This is a genomic window from Streptomyces sp. NPDC052012 (assembly GCF_040689265.1).
In the GTDB taxonomy this organism is placed as follows: domain Bacteria; phylum Actinomycetota; class Actinomycetes; order Streptomycetales; family Streptomycetaceae; genus Streptomyces.
Genome location: NZ_JBFAXA010000008.1, coordinates 166,378 through 187,441 on the forward strand (window position 1 = coordinate 166,378; position 21,064 = coordinate 187,441).

17 protein-coding genes are annotated in these 21,064 nt (G+C 71.2%); 8 read left to right on the top strand and 9 right to left on the bottom strand.

Features of this window, described 5'->3' with window-relative positions; all coding sequences use genetic code 11:
• Positions 1–82 precede the first annotated feature (82 nt).
• A complete protein-coding gene (locus AB0412_RS16890) occupies positions 83–964 on the top strand; it encodes an NUDIX hydrolase (protein ID WP_366403332.1) in 882 nt (293 codons plus the stop codon).
• Positions 961–1,791, top strand: a complete 831-nt coding sequence (locus tag AB0412_RS16895) for an MBL fold metallo-hydrolase (RefSeq protein ID WP_366403333.1) — start codon at positions 961–963, stop codon at positions 1,789–1,791. The genes AB0412_RS16890 and AB0412_RS16895 overlap by 4 nt, the downstream gene beginning before the upstream one ends.
• 112 nt (positions 1,792–1,903) lie before the next feature.
• On the opposite strand, the gene AB0412_RS16900 is transcribed toward AB0412_RS16895, so the two are convergent.
• Complete coding sequence (locus AB0412_RS16900) at positions 1,904–2,578, bottom strand: Crp/Fnr family transcriptional regulator (RefSeq protein ID WP_010031945.1); 675 nt, start codon at positions 2,576–2,578, stop codon at positions 1,904–1,906.
• Between the two features lie 404 nt (positions 2,579–2,982).
• Here AB0412_RS16900 and nth point away from each other — a divergent pair, with 404 nt between their 5' ends.
• The 3 genes from nth (at position 2,983) to AB0412_RS16915 (ending at position 6,193) form a co-directional block, all read left to right on the top strand.
• Positions 2,983–4,116 (top strand): endonuclease III, encoded by a 1,134-nt coding sequence (gene nth, locus AB0412_RS16905; RefSeq protein WP_366403400.1) that lies wholly within the window; start codon positions 2,983–2,985, stop codon positions 4,114–4,116.
• Between the two features lie 133 nt (positions 4,117–4,249).
• A complete protein-coding gene (locus AB0412_RS16910; protein WP_366403334.1) occupies positions 4,250–4,945 on the top strand; it encodes a CoA pyrophosphatase in 696 nt (231 codons plus the stop codon).
• A 48-nt stretch (positions 4,946–4,993) separates the two neighbouring features.
• Positions 4,994–6,193, top strand: coding sequence for a MarP family serine protease (locus AB0412_RS16915; RefSeq protein ID WP_366403335.1), 1,200 nt, complete (start codon positions 4,994–4,996; stop codon positions 6,191–6,193).
• Positions 6,194–6,250: 57 nt separating this feature from the next.
• Here the strand turns inward: AB0412_RS16915 and AB0412_RS16920 are convergent, their stop codons facing one another.
• From AB0412_RS16920 to AB0412_RS16945, 6 genes are all read right to left on the bottom strand, one after another.
• On the bottom strand, positions 6,251–6,433 hold the full coding sequence (locus AB0412_RS16920; RefSeq protein ID WP_229876306.1) for a hypothetical protein: 183 nt from the start codon (positions 6,431–6,433) through the stop codon (positions 6,251–6,253).
• Positions 6,434–6,527: 94 nt separating this feature from the next.
• A complete protein-coding gene (locus tag AB0412_RS16925; RefSeq protein ID WP_366403336.1) occupies positions 6,528–7,475 on the bottom strand; it encodes an alpha/beta hydrolase in 948 nt (315 codons plus the stop codon).
• Positions 7,472–7,969 carry a phage holin family protein gene (locus AB0412_RS16930; RefSeq protein ID WP_366403337.1) on the bottom strand — a complete coding sequence of 166 codons (498 nt, stop codon included), beginning with the start codon at positions 7,967–7,969 and terminating at the stop codon, positions 7,472–7,474. The genes AB0412_RS16925 and AB0412_RS16930 overlap by 4 nt, the downstream gene beginning before the upstream one ends.
• 104 nt (positions 7,970–8,073) lie before the next feature.
• On the bottom strand, positions 8,074–9,510 hold the full coding sequence (nhaA, locus tag AB0412_RS16935; protein WP_366403338.1) for a Na+/H+ antiporter NhaA: 1,437 nt from the start codon (positions 9,508–9,510) through the stop codon (positions 8,074–8,076).
• 218 nt (positions 9,511–9,728) lie between these two features.
• Entirely contained in the window at positions 9,729–11,684 is a 1,956-nt protein-coding gene (gene acs, locus AB0412_RS16940; RefSeq protein ID WP_366403339.1) for an acetate--CoA ligase, read from the bottom strand.
• A gap of 240 nt (positions 11,685–11,924) precedes the next feature.
• Positions 11,925–14,705 carry a SulP family inorganic anion transporter gene (locus AB0412_RS16945; protein ID WP_366403340.1) on the bottom strand — a complete coding sequence of 927 codons (2,781 nt, stop codon included), beginning with the start codon at positions 14,703–14,705 and terminating at the stop codon, positions 11,925–11,927.
• A gap of 255 nt (positions 14,706–14,960) precedes the next feature.
• Here AB0412_RS16945 and AB0412_RS16950 point away from each other — a divergent pair, with 255 nt between their 5' ends.
• The gene (locus AB0412_RS16950) at positions 14,961–16,214 is read left to right on the top strand and encodes a hypothetical protein (RefSeq protein ID WP_366403341.1); all 1,254 of its coding nucleotides are present in this window, start codon (positions 14,961–14,963) and stop codon (positions 16,212–16,214) included.
• A gap of 45 nt (positions 16,215–16,259) precedes the next feature.
• On the opposite strand, the gene AB0412_RS16955 is transcribed toward AB0412_RS16950, so the two are convergent.
• Positions 16,260–17,240 carry an ATP-binding protein gene (locus AB0412_RS16955; protein WP_366403342.1) on the bottom strand — a complete coding sequence of 327 codons (981 nt, stop codon included), beginning with the start codon at positions 17,238–17,240 and terminating at the stop codon, positions 16,260–16,262.
• 101 nt (positions 17,241–17,341) lie between these two features.
• On the opposite strand from AB0412_RS16955, the gene AB0412_RS16960 reads away from it, so the two are divergent.
• Positions 17,342–18,163: an oxidoreductase gene (locus AB0412_RS16960; protein ID WP_366403343.1), complete on the top strand. Its 822-nt coding sequence runs from the start codon at positions 17,342–17,344 to the stop codon at positions 18,161–18,163.
• Positions 18,164–18,539: 376 nt separating this feature from the next.
• On the opposite strand, the gene AB0412_RS16965 is transcribed toward AB0412_RS16960, so the two are convergent.
• Positions 18,540–19,373 (bottom strand): HAD family hydrolase, encoded by an 834-nt coding sequence (locus tag AB0412_RS16965; protein ID WP_366403344.1) that lies wholly within the window; start codon positions 19,371–19,373, stop codon positions 18,540–18,542.
• 579 nt (positions 19,374–19,952) lie between these two features.
• Here AB0412_RS16965 and ssd point away from each other — a divergent pair.
• On the top strand, positions 19,953–21,059 hold the full coding sequence (gene ssd / locus AB0412_RS16970; RefSeq protein WP_366403345.1) for a septum site-determining protein Ssd: 1,107 nt from the start codon (positions 19,953–19,955) through the stop codon (positions 21,057–21,059).
• Positions 21,060–21,064 lie beyond the last annotated feature (5 nt).

Consider the following 21,064-nt stretch of genomic DNA (forward strand, 5'->3'; position numbering starts at 1 on the left):
CGCCCCGGGCTCGTAGGCGCTCCTCGCCCGCCGGAGGCCCTCGGCACTCGAACATCCGGGCGTCAGCAGATAGCCTCCGGCCATGGCGAATGTGCAGGCTGATGGGCAGTGGTACCCGCCGGAGTGGCCGGAGCGGATCCGGGCGCTCGCCAGTGGGGCGCTCACGCCGGTCGTGCCCAAGCGGGCGGCCACCGTGATGCTGCTCAAGGACACCGCCGGCGGCCCTGTCGTGCACATGCTGCGCCGCCGTACGTCCATGGCCTTCGCGGGAGGCGCGTACGCCTACCCCGGCGGCGGGGTCGACCCGCGCGACGACGAACGGCACATCCGCTGGGCGGGCCCCACGCGCGCGTGGTGGGCGGACCGGCTCGGCGTCGACGAGACGGGCGCCCAGGCGATCGTCTGCGCGGCCGTACGGGAGACGTACGAGGAGGCCGGCGTCCTGCTCGCGGGACCAACAGCCGAGACGGTGGTCGGTGACACCACCGGCGACGACTGGGAGGCGGACCGGGCCGCACTCGTCGCGCGGGAGGTCTCCTTCGCCGAGTTCCTCGACCGCCGCGGACTGGTCCTGCGCTCCGACCTGCTCGGCGCGTGGACGCGCTGGATCACCCCGGAGTTCGAGCCGCGCCGCTACGACACCTGGTTCTTCGTCGCCGCGCTCCCCGAGGGCCAGCGCACCCGCAACGCCTCCACGGAGGCCGACCGCACGGTGTGGATCGCGCCGCGCGAGGCGGCCGCCGCGTACGACAAGGGCGAGCTGCTGATGATGCCGCCGACCATCGCCACCCTGCGTCAGCTGACGCCGTACGCCACCGCGGCCGAGGCGCTCGGCGCGGCGCCCGCGCGGGACCTCACGCCGGTCCTGGCCACCGCGCGCCTGGAGGACGGCGAGATCGTGCTCTCCTGGCCGGGCCACGACGAGTTCACCAAGCACATCCCGACCGGTGGAGCCCCCGCATGACGGACGCCAGCACCCTTCCGGGCCAGCCACGGGGCGGAGTCCTCTCCGGTCCGGCGACGCCGCGCGCGGTCAACGTCCTGGCGCCCAACCCCTCGGCGATGACCCTGGACGGCACGAACACCTGGATCCTCTCCGAGCCGGACTCTCCCCTGGCGGTCGTCGTCGACCCCGGCCCGCTGGACGACGGTCACCTGCGTCATGTCGTCGCCACGGCCGAACAGGCCGGCAAGCGCATCGCCCTCACCCTGCTGACGCACGGTCATCCCGACCACGCGGAGGGCGCGGGCAGGTTTGCCGAGCTGACGGGCACAAAGGTGCGCGCCCTGGATCCGGCGCTGCGGCTCGGGGACGAGGGGCTGGCCGCCGGGGACGTGATCAGCGTGGGCGGCCTGGAGCTGCGGGTCGTACCGACGCCCGGGCACACAGCGGACTCCCTCTCCTTCCACCTGCCGGCCGACCGGGCCGTCCTGACCGGCGACACCATCCTGGGGCGCGGTACGACCGTGGTGGCCCACCCGGACGGGCGCCTCGGCGACTATCTGGACACGCTGCGCCGCCTGCGCTCCCTCACGGTCGACGACGGCGTCCACACCGTCCTCCCCGGCCACGGGCCCGTCCTGGAGGACGCCCAGGGCGCCGTCGAGTACTACCTCGCCCATCGCGCCCACCGGCTCGCCCAGGTGGAGACGGCCGTCGAGAACGGGCACCGTACGCCCGCGGAGGTGGTCGCCCACGTGTACGCGGACGTGGACCGCTCGCTGTGGCCGGCGGCGGAGCTCTCCGTGCGGGCGCAGCTGGAGTATCTGCAGGAGCACGGGCTCATTTAACTCCTCTGATGAGCCCGGACACGGGCGGAGCCCCGCCTCCCGGACGGGGGGCGGGGCTCCGGCGTACGTCGCGTCGGGTCGTCAGCGGCGTCGGGCTGTCAGCCGGGGGGCGTCAGCGCGAGCGCTTCGCCAGGCGCTCGACGTCCAGGAGGATCACCGCGCGGGCCTCCAGCCGCAGCCAGCCGCGCTGGGCGAAGTCCGCGAGCGCCTTGTTGACCGTCTCGCGGGACGCGCCGACCAGCTGGGCCAGCTCCTCCTGCGTGAGGTCGTGCACGACGTGGATGCCCTCCTCGGACTGCACGCCGAAGCGGCGGGACAGGTCCAGCAGAGCGCGCGCGACACGGCCCGGGACGTCCGAGAAGACCAGGTCCGACATCGCGTCGTTGGTCTTGCGCAGACGGCGCGCGACGGCGCGCAGCAGGGCCGTGGCGACCTCGGGGCGGGCGTTCAGCCACGGCTGGAGGTCGCCGTGGCCGAGGCCCAGCAGCTTGACCTCGGTCAGCGCCGTGGCCGTCGCGGTGCGCGGGCCCGGGTCGAAGAGCGACAGCTCGCCGATGAGTTCACCGGGGCCGACGACCGCCAGCATGTTCTCGCGGCCGTCGGGGGAGGTGCGGTGCAGCTTGACCTTGCCCTCGGTGACCACGTAGAGCCGGTCTCCGGGGTCGCCCTCGTGGAACAGGGAGTCGCCCCGTGCCAGGGTCACCTCACTCATGGAGGCGCGAAGCTCCGCGGCCTGCTCGTCATCGAGCGCCGCGAAGAGCGGGTTCCGCCGCAGAACGTCGTCCACGAGTTCTCTCCTTGTCGACCTGCTCAGGGGATCTTGTTCCCCCACGTACCAGGGGACCGTGGTGCCCATTTTGCCGGACGGTCCAAACAGTGTGATCTGTCACAAGGATGCCGCACGGGCCTGCCGGGGTACGCGGCAGGGGTCCAATTGGGCGCCGATCTTCAGGGTCCGGGGCGGATGTCGGTGCCGGGCCGTAGGCTGGCCGGGTGTCCAAAGCGCCGGTGAGAGCACAGGCAGAGGGGGCTGCGCGGGTGGCTGTACGTCGCGATTCCGCTGTGGGCGAACAGGGCCCCGATGGCGGTAAGGAAACGGCGAAAGCGGCAAAGAGGGCGCCGGTGAGGAGGAAGTCACCGGCGCCGGAGGCGAGTGCGCCCGAGAAAGGGGCGCCGGAGAAGCAGGCCGCGGTGAAGAAGCCGGCCGAGGAGAGGGCGACGCCTGCCAAGCGGGCGGCTGCGAAGAAGGCCGCTGAGAAGGCAGCCACCAAGCAGGCAGCCACCAAGAAGGCCGCGTCTGCCAAGAAGGCGCCCGCGAGGAAAGCCGCTGCGAAGAAGACCGCTGCGAAGCAGGCACCCGCCAAGAAGACCACCTCCGCCAAGAAGGCCACCTCCGCCAAGAAGGCCACCTCCGCCAAGAAGCCCACCCCCGCGAAGAAGGCCGCGCCCATCAAGAAGGCACCCGCCGCCAAGAAGCCCCTCGTCGCGCCCAAGAAGGCCACGGCCGCCGTCAAGGCCGCCCCGGCGAAGACCGTCGTCCATCCGGGCAAGGGCGAGTCCCGCACCGCGCTCGTGCGCCGTGCCCGCCGGATCAACCGGGAGCTCGCCGAGGTGTATCCGTACGCCCACCCCGAGCTGGACTTCGACAACCCCTTCCAACTCCTGGTCGCCACCGTCCTGTCGGCCCAGACCACGGACCTGCGGGTCAACCAGACGACCCCCGCCCTCTTCGCGAAGTACCCCACCCCCGAGGACCTGGCCGCCGCCAACCCCGAGGAGGTGGAGGAGATCCTGCGGCCGTGCGGCTTCTTCCGCGCCAAGACCCGTTCGGTGATGGGGCTCTCCAAGGCCCTCGTGGAGGACTTCGGCGGCGAGGTCCCGGGCCGGCTCGAGGACCTCGTCAAACTGCCCGGCGTCGGCCGCAAGACCGCCTTCGTGGTGCTCGGCAACGCCTTCGGCCGTCCCGGCATCACCGTGGACACCCACTTCCAGCGCCTCGTACGCCGGTGGCGGTGGACGGAGGAGACCGACCCGGACAAGATCGAGGCGGCCGTCGGCGCGCTCTTCCCCAAGAGCGACTGGACCGACCTGTCGCACCACGTGATCTGGCACGGCCGCCGCATCTGCCACGCCCGCAAGCCCGCCTGCGGGGCCTGCTCCATCGCCGCGCTGTGCCCGGCGTACGGCGAGGGTGAGACGGACCCGGAGAAGGCCAGGAAGCTGCTGAAGTACGAGAAGGGCGGCCTGCCGGGCCAGCGTCTGAAGCCCCCGCAGGCCTACCTGGACGCCGGCGGCCGTCCCGCTCCGCCGCTGGGGGCCGGATGACGGGGCGCACGGGACCCACGGGCCGCCCGGGACGTCCCACGGGGCGGCGTGTCGCGGAACGATCGCGGGCCCCCCGGGCGTTGCACCCGCAGGACGGGACAACACCGCGCGGGCCGGGACGAGGGGGGTGGCGATGACGCGGGCGAGCAACACCCGGGGCGGGCCGGTGACGATCAGCACGGAGGGCCTGCCCGCCTGGCTGGACCCGGTGGTGCGCGCGGCGGAGACGGTCGCGCCGCGCCAGCTGAGCCGCTTCCTGCCCCCGAAGGACGGCGCGGGCCGCCAGTCCGCCGTGCTCATCCTGTTCGGCGAGGACGAGCGGGGCCCGGAGCTGCTGCTGATGGAGCGGGCGAGCTCGCTGCGCTCGCACGCCGGGCAGCCGTCCTTCCCGGGCGGCGCGCTCGACCCGGAGGACGGTGACCCGCTGGGGGACGGTCCGCTGCGGGCCGCGCTGCGCGAGGCCGAGGAGGAGACCGGGCTCGATCCGTCCGGCGTCCAGGTCTTCGGCGTCCTGCCGAAGCTGTACATCCCGGTGAGCGGCTTCGTCGTCACCCCGGTGCTGGGCTGGTGGCGGGTCCCCAGCCCGGTCGGTGTCGTGGATCCGAACGAGACCGCCCGGGTCTTCACCGTCCCCGTGGCGGATCTCACCGACCCGGACAACCGTGCGACCGCCGTCCATCCCCGAGGCCACCAGGGTCCGGCATTCCTGGTCGAATCGGCCCTGGTGTGGGGCTTCACCGCCGGGGTCATCGACCGGCTGCTGCATTTCGCCGGCTGGGAGCGCCCCTGGGACCGGGACCGGCGGGTCCCGTTGGACTGGCGGTCATGACAGGGTGGGCGCCGGAGCGAGGCGAATGACGAGGCGAGGCTTGAAGCGGTGAACGTGCTGGACATCCTGTTGCTGGTCGCCGCCGTGTGGTTCGCGGTCGTCGGCTACCGCCAGGGCTTCGTCGTCGGCATCCTGTCGGTGATCGGGTTCCTGGGCGGCGGCCTCGCCGCCGTGTACGTGCTGCCCGTCATCTGGGACGCCCTCACGGACAACGCCGAGGTGGGCACCACCGCCGCGGTCGTCGCGGTAGTCGTGGTCATAGTGTGCGCCTCCGTCGGCCAGGCCCTGACCACCCACCTCGGCAACAAGCTGCGCCGCTACATCTCCTGGTCCCCGGCCCGCGCGCTCGACGCCACCGGCGGCGCCCTGGTCAACGTGGTCGCGATGCTCCTGGTCGCCTGGCTGATCGGCTCCGCCCTCGCGGGTACGACGCTGTCGGCGCTGGGCAAGGAGGTCCGCAGCTCCAAGGTGCTGCTCGGGGTGTCCCGGGTGCTGCCCGACCGGGCCGACACCTGGTTCGCCGACTTCTCCTCCATCCTCGCGCAGAACGGCTTCCCGCAGGTCTTCAGCCCCTTCGCCAGTGAGCCGATCAACGACGTCCGGCCCCCGGACCCGGCGCTCGCGAACAGCCCCGTCGCCACCCGGGCCCAGCGCTCCATCGTCAAGGTCATGGGCACCGCCGAGAGCTGCGGCAAGGTCCTGGAGGGCACCGGCTTCGTGTTCGCCGAGCGCCGCGTGATGACCAACGCGCATGTCGTGGGCGGTGTCGACGAGCCGACCGTGCAGATAGGCGGCGAGGGCAGGAGGTATGACGCGACGGTCGTCCTCTACGACTGGGAGCGCGACATCGCGGTCCTCGACGTCCCCGACATGAAGGCGCCCGCGCTGAGATTCACGACCGAGGACGCGAGCAGCGGCGACAGCGCGATCGTCGCCGGCTTCCCGGAGAACGGGGCGTACGACGTGCGCGCCGCACGCGTGCGCGGCCGCATCACGGCCAACGGCGCGGACATCTACCACCGCGGCACGGTCCGGCGCGACGTGTACTCGCTGTACGCGAACGTCCGGCAGGGCAACTCCGGCGGCCCCCTGCTGAGCACCGACGGGAAGGTCTACGGCGTGGTCTTCGCGAAGTCCCGGGACGACGCCGAGACCGGGTACGCGCTCACCGTGGACGAGATCCAGGAGGACATCGCCAAGGGGCGCGCCGCGAACCGCGAGGTGGACAGCGACAGCTGCGCGCTGTGAGCAGCTGTGCGCACCGGCGCCTTGATGCCGCGGGTGTCGAAGGTGTCGGGGCGGTGGTCAGCCCCTGGGGTGGCGCAGGCGTACCGAGACCCAGCGGGCCCGGCGGCGGAGGATGCGCGGAATTCCCACCCTGAGGTCCGTACCTGCCATCTGCGGTGCACCGCCTCGCTGGTGGGAACCCATACCGCCCGCCGAGCGGCGATTGCGGCTTGCGTCACTGTAGTCGTGCGTCCAGCCCATACCCCGACGTCTGCCCCCGCCCCAAGGTCGATAACCGCCTGGCGGGCGCCCAATTGGCCTATGCGCCGGGCAAGTACGGGCAGCGCCCGCTCGGTTACCGATCCGGCTCGGGATCCTTCAGCCAGTTGACCAGTTCTGTGGAGAAAGCGACCGGATCCTCCTCGTGCGGGAAGTGTCCGAGTCCGTCGAACAGCCGCCAGCGGTACGGGGCCTCCACGTACTGGCCCGAGCCCGCCGCGCTGCGTGTGCGGATCACCGGGTCGAGCGAGCCGTGCAGATGCAGCGTCGGCACCCGCACCGGCCGCTTCATCCGCCGGTTGAACTGGATGCCGTCCGGGCGGGCCAGGGAGCGCACCAGCCAGCGGTACGGTTCGATCGAGCAGTGCGCCGTGGAGGGGATGCACATGGCCCGGCGGTAGATCTCCAGGGCCTCCTCGTCCGGCGGGCGTGGCCCCGACCAGTCCTGGATGAGCCGCGACACCAGCGCCCCGTCGTCCGCGGTGAGCCGGCGCTCCGGGATCCAGGGCCGCTGGAACCCCCAGATGTGGGACAGCGCGGCCGACTGCTTGACGTCGGCGAGCATCGCCGAGCGCCAGCGCCGCGGGTGCGGCATGGACGCCACCGCCAGCCGCCGCACCAGCTTGGGGCGCATCGCCGCAGCCGTCCACGCGAGGTATCCGCCCAGGTCGTGGCCGACGAGCGCGGCATCCGGTTCACCCAGCGAGCGGATCACGCCGGTGATGTCGAGGGCGAGGTTGGCGGGGTCGTAGCCGCGGGGTGTGCGGTCGCTGCCGCCGACGCCCCGCAGGTCCATGGCGACGGCCCGGAACCCGGCGTCGGCGAGCGCGCCGAGCTGGTGCCGCCAGGTCCACCAGAACTGTGGAAAACCGTGCAGCAGCAGCACCAGCGGCCCGTCACCGGCTTCCGCGATGTGGAAGCGGGCGCCGTTGGCGGCGACATCCCGGTGGATCACCTCGGTGCCGGGGATGTCGAGGCGTACGACCGAGGCGCCTTGCGCCGGGAAAGGGGCGGGGTCCGTCATGAGGACGAGCGTGCCACAGCCTCGATGGCCTCCGGTGCCCGGTCCTGCGGCAGCGCCGGGCGCTCCGGACGCGGATGCGGCTTGGCGTTCTGCAGCACGCCCGCCGTCTCCTTCACCGACGCGGCGACCTTCTGCGGGCCGCGGCCCTGCTTGGCCTTCTTGGCGAAGACCACGCCGATGAGGGCGAGGAGGCCCGCGATCAGCACGTTCGCGGCGAAGGACAGCAGGAAGCAGACGGCGAGGTTCCAGTCGCTCCAGGTGTGGATGCCGTACGCGAGGGCGAAGTTGAGCATCGGCAGGGAGAACAGGAGCAGCACGCCGGCCGCCATGAACGCGCCGCCGCTGGTCGCGCCGCGCTTGACGTCCTGCCTGAGCTGCGCCTTCGCCAGCGCGATCTCGTCGTGCACCAGCGCCGACATGTCCGCCGTCGCCGAGGCGAACAGCTGTCCGATGGTGCGTTCGGCGCCGACCGGGCTGCCGTCGGGTGCGCTCATCGCGGTCTCCCTCTTCTGCCGGCCGAGATGCTGGCTCGTCTGCCGGCTCGTCTGCGTGCGGTTCCGACTTCTGTACCGTCCCGCTTTTGTACCGTCTCGTCAGATCATGCCCGACGGTCCTCGTCCTCGCCTGCCCCGCCCGCCACTTCGGCAAGCCGCTGCCGCTCGGCGGCCTTCTCCTCGGCGAGTCGCCGGTGCTCGGCGGCCTTGCGCTCGTGGATCTCGGCCATGCGCAGGTGGTACGCCGGGTCGTCGACCTCGTAGATGTCGGGGACCCCGCTGAGGTCCTCGTCGCGCTCCTCCTCCTCGGTCAGCCTGCGGTACTTGGCGTTGCGCAGCTTCAGCAGCACCGCCGCCAGCAGGGTCGCCAGCACCGAGCCGGTCAGGACGGCGGCCTTGACGCTGTCGGTCATCGACGCGTCGTCCTCGAAGGCGAGTTCGCCGATGAGCAGCGACACGGTGAAGCCGATCCCGGCGAGCGTCGCCACCGCGAACACGTCCGCCCAGGCCAGATCCTCACTGAGCGACGCCTTGGTGAAGCGGGCCGTCAGCCAGGTCCCGCCGAAGATGCCGAACGTCTTGCCGACGACCAGTCCGAGGACGACGCCGAGCGTCTCCGGAGTGGTGAAGACGTCCGCGATCGCGCCGCCCGAGACGGCCACACCCGCGCTGAACAGTGCGAACAACGGCACCGCGAACCCCGCCGACAGCGGCCGGACGAGATGCTCGATGTGCTCACCCGGCGAGTGCTCCTCGCCCTCGTGACGGTGGCAGCGCAGCATCAGGCCCATCGCGACACCGGCGATGGTGGCGTGGATGCCGCTGTTGTACATCAGCGCCCAGATCACCAAGGCGAGCGGCACGTACACGTACCAGCCGCGTACGCCCTTGCGCAGCAGCAGCCAGAAGACGGCCAGGCCCACGAGCGCGCCGCCGAGCGCCGGGAAGTTCAGGGAGTCGGTGAAGAACACCGCGATGATCAGGATCGCGAACAGGTCGTCGACGACGGCGAGGGTGAGCAGGAAGGCCCGCAGCGCGCTCGGCAGGGACGTGCCGATGACGGCGAGCACGGCGAGCGCGAAGGCGATGTCGGTCGCGGTGGGCACCGCCCAGCCGGCGAGCGAGCCGCCCCCCGCGCTCGCGGTGAGCGTGTAGACCAGCGCCGGCGCGGCCATGCCGCACAGAGCCGCGACGACCGGCAGTGCGGCGGCCCGCGGATCGCGCAGATCACCGGCGACGAGTTCGCGTTTGAGCTCGATCCCGGCCACGAAGAAGAAGATCGCGAGTAGCCCGTCGGCCGCCCAGTGCTCCACGGACAGGTTCAGCCCGAGCGCCTCGGGACCGAAGTGGAAGTGGCTGACGCTCTCGTAGCTGTCGTGCAGGGCGGGGATGTTCGCCCAGATCAGCGAGACGACGGCGGCCAGGAGCAGCAGCACACCACCGACGGTCTCGGCGCGCAGCGCATCCGCGACGAAGGTCCGCTCGGGCAGCGACAGCCGTCCGAAGACCTTGCGGGGGGTGGGGGTGCGGGGCGCGGTCACGGCGGAGACCTCCGGTCGATGGGCAGCACAGAACACATGCCGACCAGACTTCCCGGCGCACCATGAGAATCTTGATGTGTCTCTTACGTGTTCTTGAGCTTACCCGCGGATCTTGCCGGACGCGCAGGGCGGCCGCCCGCCGAGACGACGAGGGCACCCGGCGTGTCCTTCGCCGGGTGCCCTCGTCGCGGGCCGTTCGGTCCGCCTGGCGGCGGGACTCAGTCCTCGCTGGGCGCCTGCGGCAGCTTGGCCTGGATGAGGTCCATGACCGTGCTGTCGGTCAGGGTGGTGACGTCACCGAGCTGGCGGTTCTCGGCGACGTCCCGCAGCAGGCGGCGCATGATCTTGCCGGAGCGAGTCTTCGGCAGCTCCGCCACCGGCAGGATCCGCTTGGGCTTGGCGATCGGTCCCAGCGTGGCACCCACGTGGTTGCGGAGCTCGGCGACCAGGTCCTCGGTCTCCGCCGCCGTACCGCGCAGGATCACGAAGGCGACGATCGCCTGCCCGGTCGTCTCGTCCGCCGCGCCGACCACGGCCGCCTCGGCGACCGACGGGTGGGACACCAGCGCGGACTCCACCTCGGTGGTGGAGATGTTGTGCCCGGACACCAGCATCACGTCGTCGACCCGGCCGAGCAGCCAGATGTCGCCGTCGTCGTCCTTCTTGGCGCCGTCACCGGCGAAGTACTTGCCCTCGAAGCGTGACCAGTACGTGTCGATGAACCGCTGGTCGTCGCCCCAGATGGTGCGCAGCATCGACGGCCACGGCTCGGTGAGGACGAGATAGCCGCCACCGCCGTCGGGCACCTCGTTCGCCTCGTCGTCGACGACCGTCGCGGAGATGCCGGGCAGCGGCGTCTGGGCGGAGCCCGGCTTGGCCGCGGTCACACCCGGCAGCGGCGAGATCATCATCGCGCCGGTCTCGGTCTGCCACCAGGTGTCCACCACGGGGGTGCGGTCCGCGCCGATGTTCTTGCGGTACCAGATCCACGCCTCGGGGTTGATCGGCTCACCGACCGAGCCGAGCACGCGCAGGCTGCTGAGGTCGAACTTCGCGGGGATGTCGTCGCCCCACTTCATGAACGTCCGGATCGCGGTCGGCGCCGTGTAGAGGATCGTCACGCCGTACTTCTGCACGATCTCCCAGAAGCGGCCCTGGTGCGGGGTGTCGGGCGTGCCCTCGTACATCACCTGCGTCGCGCCGTTGGCGAGCGGGCCGTAGACGATGTACGAGTGCCCGGTGACCCAGCCGACGTCGGCCGTGCACCAGTACACGTCGGTCTCCGGCTTCAGGTCGAACACGGCCCAGTGCGTGTACGCCGTCTGCGTGAGGTAGCCGCCGGAGGTGTGCAGGATGCCCTTCGGCTTACCCGTCGTGCCCGAGGTGTAGAGGATGAACAGCGGGTGCTCGGCCTCGAACGCCTCCGGGGTGTGCTCGGTGCTCTGGCGCTCCACCACGTCGTGCCACCACACGTCGCGGCCCTCGGTCCAGGCGACGTCCTGCCCGGTGCGGCGGACGACGAGGACGTGCTCCACGTTGTCCACGCGCCCGACCGCCTCGTCGACGGCCGGCTTGAGCGCGGAGGGCTTGCCGCGCCGGTAGCCGCCGTCGGCGGTGATGACGACCTTGGCGTCGGCGTCCTCGATGCGCGTGGCGAGCGCGTCGGCCGAGAAGCCGCCGAAGACCACCGAGTGGGCGGCGCCGATGCGGGCGCAGGCCAGTATCGCGACCGCGGTCTCGGGGATCATCGGCATGTAGACGGCGACCCGGTCGCCCTTGCGGACCCCCAGCTCCAGCAGGGCGTTGGCGGCCTTGGAGACCTCGTCCTTGAGCTGGGCGTAGGTGATGGCGCGGCTGTCGCCCGGCTCGCCCTCGAAGTGGATGGCGACCCGGTCGCCGTGGCCGGCCTCCACATGCCGGTCGACGCAGTTGTAGGCGACGTTGAGCTCGCCGTCCTTGAACCACTTCGCGAACGGCGGGTTCGACCAGTCGAGGGTCTCGGTGGGCTCCTTGGCCCAGGTCAGTCGGCGGGCCTGCTCGGCCCAGAAACCGAGCCTGTCAGCCTTGGCCTGTTCGTACGCCTCGGCCGTGACGTTGGCGTTCGCGGCCAGGTCAGCGGGCGGCGCGAAGCGACGCTCCTCCCTCAAAAGGTTGGCCAGGCTCTCGTTGCTCACGGCATCTGCCTTTCCCAGGGTGTCCGTTGTGTCCCAGGCCACAGCTCATCAGACGCGGGGGTGCGCTGACAAGGGTCGTCGGCACATTGGTTTAGACCTGTTCGGGTGTGTGACCTGCTTGCTGTCTCGCGGTGTCGCGGTGTGGCTGTCTCGGACCGGTGTGCGCGGTCATCCCTTCCCACGGTCGACGGAGCAAGCCGGTTCAAGAGGTGTAACGCCCCTCACACCCGGACGGGTCCCTCACACCACCAGGTCCACCGCCCGCACCCGCTCGAACACCGGCTCCTCGTCCGTCTCCGTGAGGAGGTACGTCTGTGCCTCGCCCACGTGGAAATACAGCCCGTGCAGCTCCAGCGTCCCGGCCCCGAGGGCACGGGCCACCGACTCGTGGGCGCGCAGATGCTCCAACTGCTGAACCACATTGGCCAGACAGAGCTGCTCCACCGCGTCCGCGGGCGCTCTCCCCGCCAGCCGCACCGGGGCGGCCCCCTCGCCCATGCGCTCCAGGCTGGGTCGCCCGTGCCGCAGCCACCGCCTGAGCGGAGTGCGCGCGCCGGACATCTCCGATCCGAGCAGCGCCTGCATCGCGCCGCACCCCGAGTGGCCGCAGACCGTGATGGAGCGCACGGCCAGCACGTCCACCGCGTACTCGATGGCCGCGGCCACGGAGTCGTCACCGCTCTCCTCGCCGGGCGGCGGCACCAGATTGCCGACGTTGCGCACCACGAACAGGTCCCCCGGACCACTGGAGGTGATCATCGAGGTGATCAGCCGCGAGTCGGCGCAGGTCAGGAACAGCTGCGTGGGCCGCTGCCCTTCGCGTGCCAGCCGGGCCAGCTCACCGCGCACCAGCGGGGCGGTGTTCCGCTGGAAGGCGCTGATGCCACGCACCAGTTCCAGCCCTCCACTCCCGGACGGCGCCGGCTGGGCGCCCGCGCCGAGGAGGGACGGTCTGTCGTCGACGGGGCAGGACGGCAGGGTTTCTTCGGCCGACGCGGACGGTCCGGCGGGGGTGGGCTGTGCGGCCGACGTGGCGTGTGCGGCGGGGGTGGGCTGTCCGGCGGACGCGGGGTGTCCGGTGGGTGCGGACTGTGCGGCCGACGCGGGGTGTCCGGTGGGGGTGGAGTGTCCGGCGTGCGGCGCTTGTCCGGTGGGCGCGGGATGCCCGATGTATGTGCCTTGTCCGGCGGGCGTGGCGTGCCCGGCGGGTGTGGGCTGCCCGGTCGGCGCAGGCTGCCCGGCCTGCTTGGTGTGCCCGCCGACCTGCCCGGTCCGTGAGCCCCGCATGCTTCGCGTGCCCTGCTCGGTCTGCAGGGGGTGCACCGCTTGGGGGCCCTCGCACTGGTGGTTGCGCCAGGCCGTCCAGGGGCGGCAGCGGCAGTCGGCGTCTGGGGCCGTGGGGCGGTCGCTCGCGTCACCGCCCTCCGGGATGGAGTCGTCACCGACCGGATCGGCGGTGAGCGCGGCGGGCTCGGCGATCCGGAGGCCCGACCGGCGGCCGGTGATCCGCACGGTGCCTCCCCGCGCGGTGTGCGTGTTCTGCCAGTCCTGCAGGGTCTCGTAGGCGGCGTGGTCCATGAACGACCCGTCCAACGCGACGACGGCGTCCGCCCCTTGGGGCACGAGATGCAGGGCCCGGCTGAGCCGCGGCACCGCGAGGAACGTCAACTGGCCTCTCACATGGACGTGATGGACTCCTTCCTGCTCGTCGTGCGTGATACGGGTGCGGGTCAGCCGGTGCAGGGCGACGCCGACGGCCACGGCGATACCCAGCGCCACGCCCTCCAGGACGCCGAAGGACACCACGCCGAGGGTGGTGACGGCGTAGACCAGGACTTCCCGGTGGCGGGTCACCGTGCGGATGTGGTGCAGGGACACCATCTGGATGCCGACGGCCATCACCAGGGCGGCGAGCGAGGCGAGCGGGATGAGCTCCAGGAGCGGGACCATCAGCAGCGCGGCGACTACTACGAAAACGCCGTGCAGCATGGTGGAGTTCCGGCTCACCGCACCCGCTTGCACATTCGCCGAGCTGCGCACGGCGACCCCGGCCACGGGCAGTCCGCCGAGGGAGCCGGAGACGATGTTCGCGGCGCCCTGGCCGAGCAGTTCCCGGTCCAGATCGGAGCGCTTGACGGGGACGGGACCGGGACGGGCGGCCACCAGTTTGTCCACCGCGACCGCGCCGAGCAGTGACTGCACACTGCACACCAGCGTGGTGGTGAGCACGGCGGCGAGCAGCCCGAGCACCGGGCCCTCGGGCAGTCCGGCCAGGGCGTGGTTGCTCCAGGACGGCAGGTCGACCTTGGGCAGCACCAGGCCGGCCAGGGCCGCGACGGCGGTGGCCCCGGCGACGGCGACCAGCGCGGCCGGTACCTTCCGCAGGAGGCGGCCGGTGCGGCCGGGCAGTTTCGGCCAGAGCAGCAGCAGCGCCAGGGTCAGCACGCTCACGGACAAGGCCGCCGGGTGCAGATTCGCCAACTGGGCGGGAAGCGCACGGAGGTTGTCGGGGACGGAGCTCTGCGGTGTGCCGCCGAGGACGATGTGCAGCTGGGCGACGGCGATGGTGACGCCGATTCCGGCGAGCATGCCGTGCACGATCGCGGGGCTGACGGCGAGTGCGCCGCGGGCCACCCGCAGGCAGCCGAGGCCGAGTTGGGCGAGCCCGGCGAGGACGGTGATGGCGCAGGTGGTGCGCCAGCCGTACTGCTGGATGAGATCGGCGGTGACGACGGTGAGTCCGGCGGCTGGGCCGCTGACCTGCAGCGGGGAGCCGCCGATCCGTCCGGCGACCAGCCCGCCCACGGCGGCGGCGACCAGGCCGGCTTGCAGGGGTGCGCCCGTGGCGAGGGCGATTCCGAGGGACAGGGGGAGGGCGATCAGGAAGACCGCGATCGAGGCCGACACGTCGGCGCCCGCGATGCGGAAACGCCGGGGGCCGGCCGGTGGCGGGCTGTGCGGGGGGTGGGTGCGCTCGGTGGGGTTCGAGCCCTGGGCATGGGTGGGGACGCAGGCTGACATGCTTCCCGTCTCCTCGGGTCGTGCGGTCGCGGACGGCGGGATGTATCAACAGGGACTTCAACAGTCAGTAAACGAATCGTAATTCGGAGTAAAGAGCAAACCTAGATTTTCGGGGTAAATGGGCTAATCAATCCCTCTAGCGGGTGAAGCGGCCATTTCATCGGCTTGTCGTACTAATTCCTTCTCGGCCCCGTGCGACTTTGGCGGAGATCGCCCTCAGCAGGGTTGGCCCGAGAGAAGGAAGAAGGTGGACGGATGGCCGCCACCCGAAGAATCGCCGCGGGCACCGTGATGGTCGCGGTCGGCGCAGCCTCCCTCGCCGGCTGCGGCACCGACGGCTCGCAGAGCAAGGAGAAGGCGAGACCCGCCCCGGCGCCGAAGAACGTGATCCGGCTGATCGGCGACGGCTCCACCGCCTACACCGGTGCGCAGCCGCATCTGCCCCGGCCCCAGCGGCTGAAGCCGGGTGAGAAACCTCCTCAGTTCGTGGTGTTCTCCTGGGACGGCGCCGGGGAGGACAGCCAGAAGCTGTTCTCCCACTTCCGCAAGGTCGCCCGGGAGAACAACGCGACCATGACGTACTTCCTGAGCGGCGTGTACCTCCTCCCGGAGGAGAAGCGCGATCTGTACCGGCCGCCGCAGCACTCCCCGGGCCGCTCCGACATCGGCTTCAACGACCCCGAGGGCATCGCCGACACCGTGAAGCAACTGCGGCTGGCATGGCTGGAGGGCAATGAGATCGGCACCCATTTCAATGGGCATTTCTGCGGCAGCGGCCGTGGGGTCGGCGAATGGTCGGTGGCGGACTGGAAGGACGAGATCGCCCAGGCCAAGTCGTTCGTGAAGACCTGGAAGACCAACACCGGCATGAAGAACGCCTCACCGCTCCCCTTCGACTACGACAAGGAGCTGATCGGCGCCAGGACGCCGTGTCTGGAGGGCCAGAAGAACTTCATGAAGGCGGCCCGCGACCTCGGCCTGCGCTACGACACCAGCGGGGTCAACAACCAGGTGTGGCCCGAGAAGAAGCAGGGCCTGTGGGACCTGTCGATGCAGCTCGTGCCGTTCCCGGGGCACAGCTTCGAGCAGCTGACCATGGACTACAACTTCATGGTCAACCAGTCGGGCACCACCACCCAGGGCGACCCCGCCAAGCACGAGCTGTGGGGCGACCAGATGCGTGACGGCCTGCTGCAGGGCTTCGAGCGGGCGTACAAGGGCAACCGCGCACCCCTGATCATCGGCAACCACTTCGAGTCCTGGAACGGCGGCACCTACATGCGGGCCGTCGAAGAGGTCATCGAGACGGTGTGCAACAAGTCCGAGGTGCGCTGTGTCTCCTTCCGTCAACTGGTGGATTGGCTGGACGCCCAGGACCCGAAGACCCTGAAGAAGCTGCGCACCCTGGGCGTCGGTGAGGCCCCGAAGAAGGGCTGGAAGTCCTTCCTCGCCGGCAGCCCCGCCCCGGCACCCAAGGGCGTACCCGGGGCACCGGCGGCGAAGGGCTGACCGCCTCGGACCGGCACGGGCGCGGCTCACGCGCCCGGCGGAGCCTCACGCGCTCGCGGTGACGCTCTCGCCGAGCACGAAACCGGGGTCGATCTGCGCGGCCAGGTCGGCTCCGGTGCGCTCGTTGCCCCACGAGCGGGCGTTCTTCAGGTGGAAGTGCACCATCTGCCGGGTGTAGCGCTCCCAGTCGCGCAGCTCGTACGTGGCGTCGGCGGTCGTGTGCAGCAGGCGCAGGGCGGAGCGGTTGGGGGCCTCCAGGAGGTCGAACCGGGGCGGCCGGCCCTTCTCCATGGCCCGGACCCAGTCCGAGTGGCCCACCGTCACCAGCAGGTCGTCCCCGACCTCGGCGCGGAGGAAGTCGAGGTCGTCCTGACCCTGCACCTTGTTGCCGACGACCTTCAGGGTGACGCCGAAGTCGTGGGCGTACTCCTTGTACTGGCGATAGACGGAGACCCCCTTCCGGGTCGGCTCGGCGACGAGGAACGTGATGTCGAAACGGGTGAACATGCCGGAGGCGAAGGAGTCCGAGCCCGCCGTCATGTCGACCACGACGTACTCCCCGGGGCCGTCCACCAGGTGGTTCAGGAACAGCTCCACCGCTCCGGTCTTGGAGTGATAGCAGGCGACCCCCAGGTCGGCGTCCGTGAAGGGGCCCGTGACCATCAAACGGGCGGCCCCTCCGTCGAGTTCCACCGGCCGCGCGCAGGCGTCGTAGACCGGGTTGTCCTCGCACACCCGCAGCAGCCGGGAGCCCGCTCCGGGTGGCGTCGTCTTGATCATCGTCTCGGCGGAGGCGATGCGCGGATTGCTGCCGCGCAGCCAGTCCTTGATCAGCGGCAGGTGTTCGCCCATCGCGGGCAGCCCCGCCGCCTCCGTCTCGTCCAGGCCCAGCGCGGCGCCCAAGTGCTGGTTGATGTCGGCGTCGACCGCGACGACCGGGGCACCCTCGGCCGTCAGGTGGCGGATGAACAGGGAGGACAGGGTCGTCTTGCCGCTGCCGCCCTTCCCGACGAAAGCAATTTTCATGTTCACCAAGCGTAGTGGTGTGATAGCTGTAGGTGGCAGGGGGGCGTGAAGAAGACCACTCCATCGTGGGGCGGGCGCCCGGAGTGCGTAGGGTCGTACTCATGAGTACGACAGGGGCGTCCGATCCGCTCGCGGCGCTGGGCTCGCTGCCCGGCGTGGCCGACTCCGTGGAGTCCGTGCGCAAGGCCGTGGACCGGGTCTACGGGCACCGGGTCATGCGGCGGCGCAGCAACGAGATCACCTCCGAGGCGGCGCTGCGCGGCGCCCGTGGCTCGGCGGCGCTGTCCGGCGCCGACTGGGCGCTGGAGGAGGTGCGTCGGCGCAGTGACTTCAGCGGTGACGACGAGGCGCGGACGATGGGCGCGGCGCTGCGCCTGACCGCCGAGGCGGGGCAACTGCTGTCCATCTGGCGGCAGTCTCCCCTGAGAGTGCTGGCCCGGCTGCATCTGGTGGCCGCCGCGGACCAGGCCGACCAGACCGGGCGCCCGCGGCAACCGGGCGAGCCGGTCGACGAGCCGCTGATCGGGCTTCCGCTGCCGGGCGCGGCAGAGATGCACGGCCGGCTGGAAGGGCTGTCCGAGCTGATCATCGCGGGCGGTTCCGCGCCTGCGCTGGTGACGGCAGCGATCGTGCACGGCGAACTGCTCGCCCTGCGCCCCTTCGTCTCGCACAACGGCCTCATCGCGCGCACGGCCGAGCGCATCGTCCTGGTCGGCAGCGGGCTCGACCCGAAGTCCGTCTGCCCGGCCGAGGTCGGCCACGCGGAACTGGGCCGGGAGGCCTATCTGACCGCGCTGGAGGGCTACGTCTCCGGGACGCCCGAAGGTGTGGCCGCCTGGATCGCCCACTGCGGCCGGGCGATCGAACTCGGGGCGCGGGAGTCGACGGCGGTGTGCGAGGCGCTGCAGCGCGGAGCCGCGTGACGCGTGCCGGTCGCCACGCGTGCGTGGGGGCGGGAGAACGCCCGCGCGTGGGGCCCTGAGGACGCCACGAAACAGTGATGCGGCGGTACGAGGACTCGTACCGCCGCTGGCATGTCCACCGGGTTACCAAGCGTCCTCGATATGTGCCCATCAGGCCGGGGACTTTGCCCGTCACCTGGTGCGGCTGGCCCGTAATCGACGGGTCGACGTCGCGTGGGTGCCCGGTGTTCATGCTCGGTCCGTGGGGCCAATTGCGTTGTGAAGGTGATCCTCTCGGATGTCCTTGGTCTCGCGGGCCGTTGAGTCCTTTGTACTCCAGGACCGAAGCAAGCGGAAGTCCTGGCCCTGCTTCTTTACTTTTAGGTTCAAAGAGGAGCTAAACGGACGCCGGTCGTCGGCGGCTGGCGTACCAGACCAGGCCCGCGGTGGCCGCCGCTGCTCCTATGGCGGCGGCCGCGACCAGCGCGGGGCGGGCCGGTACGGAGAAGGCGGGCAGGCGCTGCTTGAGCCGTACGGGCCGGTGGAAGTCCAGAATCGGCCACTCGCGTGCGAGTGCTTCGCGTCGCAGCGCGCGGTCGGGGTTCACGGCGTGCGGATGGCCCACCGCCTCCAGCATCGGCAGATCGGTCGCCGAGTCGCTGTAGGCGTAGCAGCGGGACAGGTCGTAGCCCTCGGACTCGGCCAGCTCGCGGATCGCCTCGGCCTTCGTCGGGCCGTACGCGTAGTACTCCACCTCGCCGGTGAAGCAGCCGTCGTCGCCCACGACCATGCGGGTGGCGACGACCCGGTCCGCGCCCAGCAGCTCGCCGATCGGCTCGACCACCTCGGCTCCCGAGGTGGACACGATCACCACGTCGCGGCCCGCGGTGTGGTGCTCCTCGATGAGGGTGGCGGCCTCGTCGTAGATGATCGGGTCGATCAGGTCGTGCAGGGTCTCGGCCACGATCTCCTTGACCTGCTGGACGTTCCAGCCCCGGCACAGCGCGGACAGGTACTTGCGCATCCGCTCCATCTGGTCGTGATCGGCGCCGCCGGCCAGGAAGACGAACTGGGCATATGCGGTACGCAGCACTGCCCTGCGGTTGATCAGACCGCCTTGGTAGAACGACTTGCTGAACGTGAGCGTGCTCGACTTCGCAATGACCGTCTTGTCCAGATCAAAGAAGGCCGCTGTGCGGGGCAAGGAGTGGTTTTCCACGTCCCTGAGCATAGGCGCACCTCATTCGGCGTAAGGTAGGGCGCGTGGGTTTGCCTGAGAGGGCTCTCGGGTACACCATGGAAGTCACGGATCGTTCGCGACCGTGCTAACCCGGTCCGACTCCTCCCCCCCCGAGTCGGCCGTGGGGACGACCCCCGCTCTCCCCCCCGGCGGGGGTCGTCGCATGTCCGGGTGGGTTTTCTTGCTCCCTTCGTGGTCGACGCGCTGCTGTGTGGTCGCAGGGTGGTGCGTGTTGACATGCTCATGATCTATAACTCCGTGTAATTGCCGGGCTGCGCTGCGAGGCGCGTCCGGAAGGTGAGCCGAGCTCACCTGTATGGGTGATGGCGATATTCACAACGGTCGACTTGTCCACAGTTTTCGACCAAGATCCACATCGATTTCCCGATCGCTGCACCGTGATTCCAACGCGCCCCGCTCGCGGCGAGTTCATGGCCGGTTCCGTTTGCCGGGTCGCGTTTGGCCGGTTTCTGTCGGCCGTCCATATGACGGCCCCTTGCCGGTTCTTCACACGTTCGGGAATCGCGGGGCGCAGGAGCCGCGCGAGAGATGCAGCGAAGGGGGACGAACATGGCCGGAACCATCACACACGATCCGCCACCCGCCACCGGGGGAGGCCGTCAGGGCGGGCCGCTGATCGTCACCGAGGACGCACAGCTCCTCGACGATCTGCTGCGCCTGTGCGCGGCGGCCGGCGCCACGCCGGAGGTCCATCACGGGGTGCCGGAACCGAGGGGCAGCTGGGAGGCCGCACCGCTGGTCCTCGTCGGCGACGACGCCGCGCGGCGCGTCCGCGGTGCCGCGCGGCGGCGCGGTGTGGTGCTGGTCGGCCGCGACCAGGACGACTCCGGGGTCTGGCGGCGGGCCGTGGAGATCGGCGCCGACCATGTGCTCATGCTGCCCGACGGGGAGCAGTGGCTGGTCGACCGCATCGCCGACGTGGCCGAGGGCGTCGGACGGCCCGCCCTGACCGTCGGCGTCATCGGCGGCCGGGGCGGTGCAGGGGCGTCCACGCTGGCGTGTGCCCTCGCCGTGACCTCCGCGCGTGAGGGGCTGCGCACGCTCCTCGTGGACGCGGACCCTCTGGGCGGCGGCCTCGACGTGGTCCTCGGCGGCGAGACGGCGGAAGGGCTGCGCTGGCCCGCGTTCGCCGCCTCACGGGGGCGGGTCGGCGGCGGAGCGCTGGAGGAGTCGCTGCCGGAGCTGCACTCGCTGCGGGTGCTCAGCTGGGACCGCGGCGACTGCGTGGCCGTACCGCCCCAGGCCGTCCGGGCGGTGCTCGCGGCCGCCCGGCGCGGCGGCGGCACGGTCGTGGTCGACCTGCCGCGCCGCGTCGACGACTCGGCGGCCGAGGTGCTCGCCCAGCTCGACCTCGGCCTGCTGGTGGTGCCGGCCGAACTGCGCGCCGTCGCCGCGGCCGGACGTGTCGCGTCCGCGGTGGGCATGGTCCTGCGCGATCTGCGGGTGGCGGTGCGCGGGCCCTACGCGCCCGGCCTGGACGACCGTGAGGTGGCCCGGCTGCTCGATCTGCCGCTTGCCGGAGACGTGCCGGTCGAGCCCGGCCTGCGGCGCCCGCACGAGTCGGGCCGGCCGCCCGCCGCGTCCGGCCGCGGGCCGCTGGCCCGCTTCTGCAAGGAGTTCTGGGAGCGGGCACTGGTGGAGGCGAGGGCGGCATGAGGACG

Excerpts from the sequence above, each read along its gene's own strand:
- AB0412_RS16965 (WP_366403344.1), bottom strand. The coding sequence starts at position 19,373 with ATGCTCAGGGACGTGGAAAACCACTCCTTGCCCCGCACAGCGGCCTTC.
- AB0412_RS16895 (WP_366403333.1), top strand. The coding sequence starts at position 961 with ATGACGGACGCCAGCACCCTTCCGGGCCAGCCACGGGGCGGAGTCCTC.
- AB0412_RS16955 (WP_366403342.1), bottom strand. The coding sequence starts at position 17,240 with ATGAAAATTGCTTTCGTCGGGAAGGGCGGCAGCGGCAAGACGACCCTG.
- AB0412_RS16920 (WP_229876306.1), bottom strand. The coding sequence starts at position 6,433 with ATGGGCTGGACGCACGACTACAGTGACGCAAGCCGCAATCGCCGCTCG.
- AB0412_RS16930 (WP_366403337.1), bottom strand. The coding sequence starts at position 7,969 with ATGAGCGCACCCGACGGCAGCCCGGTCGGCGCCGAACGCACCATCGGA.
- AB0412_RS16950 (WP_366403341.1), top strand. The coding sequence starts at position 14,961 with ATGGCCGCCACCCGAAGAATCGCCGCGGGCACCGTGATGGTCGCGGTC.
- AB0412_RS16925 (WP_366403336.1), bottom strand. The coding sequence starts at position 7,475 with ATGACGGACCCCGCCCCTTTCCCGGCGCAAGGCGCCTCGGTCGTACGC.
- AB0412_RS16910 (WP_366403334.1), top strand. The coding sequence starts at position 4,250 with ATGACGCGGGCGAGCAACACCCGGGGCGGGCCGGTGACGATCAGCACG.
- AB0412_RS16945 (WP_366403340.1), bottom strand. The coding sequence starts at position 14,705 with ATGTCAGCCTGCGTCCCCACCCATGCCCAGGGCTCGAACCCCACCGAG.
- ssd (WP_366403345.1), top strand. The coding sequence starts at position 19,953 with ATGGCCGGAACCATCACACACGATCCGCCACCCGCCACCGGGGGAGGC.
- AB0412_RS16890 (WP_366403332.1), top strand. The coding sequence starts at position 83 with ATGGCGAATGTGCAGGCTGATGGGCAGTGGTACCCGCCGGAGTGGCCG.
- AB0412_RS16960 (WP_366403343.1), top strand. The coding sequence starts at position 17,342 with ATGAGTACGACAGGGGCGTCCGATCCGCTCGCGGCGCTGGGCTCGCTG.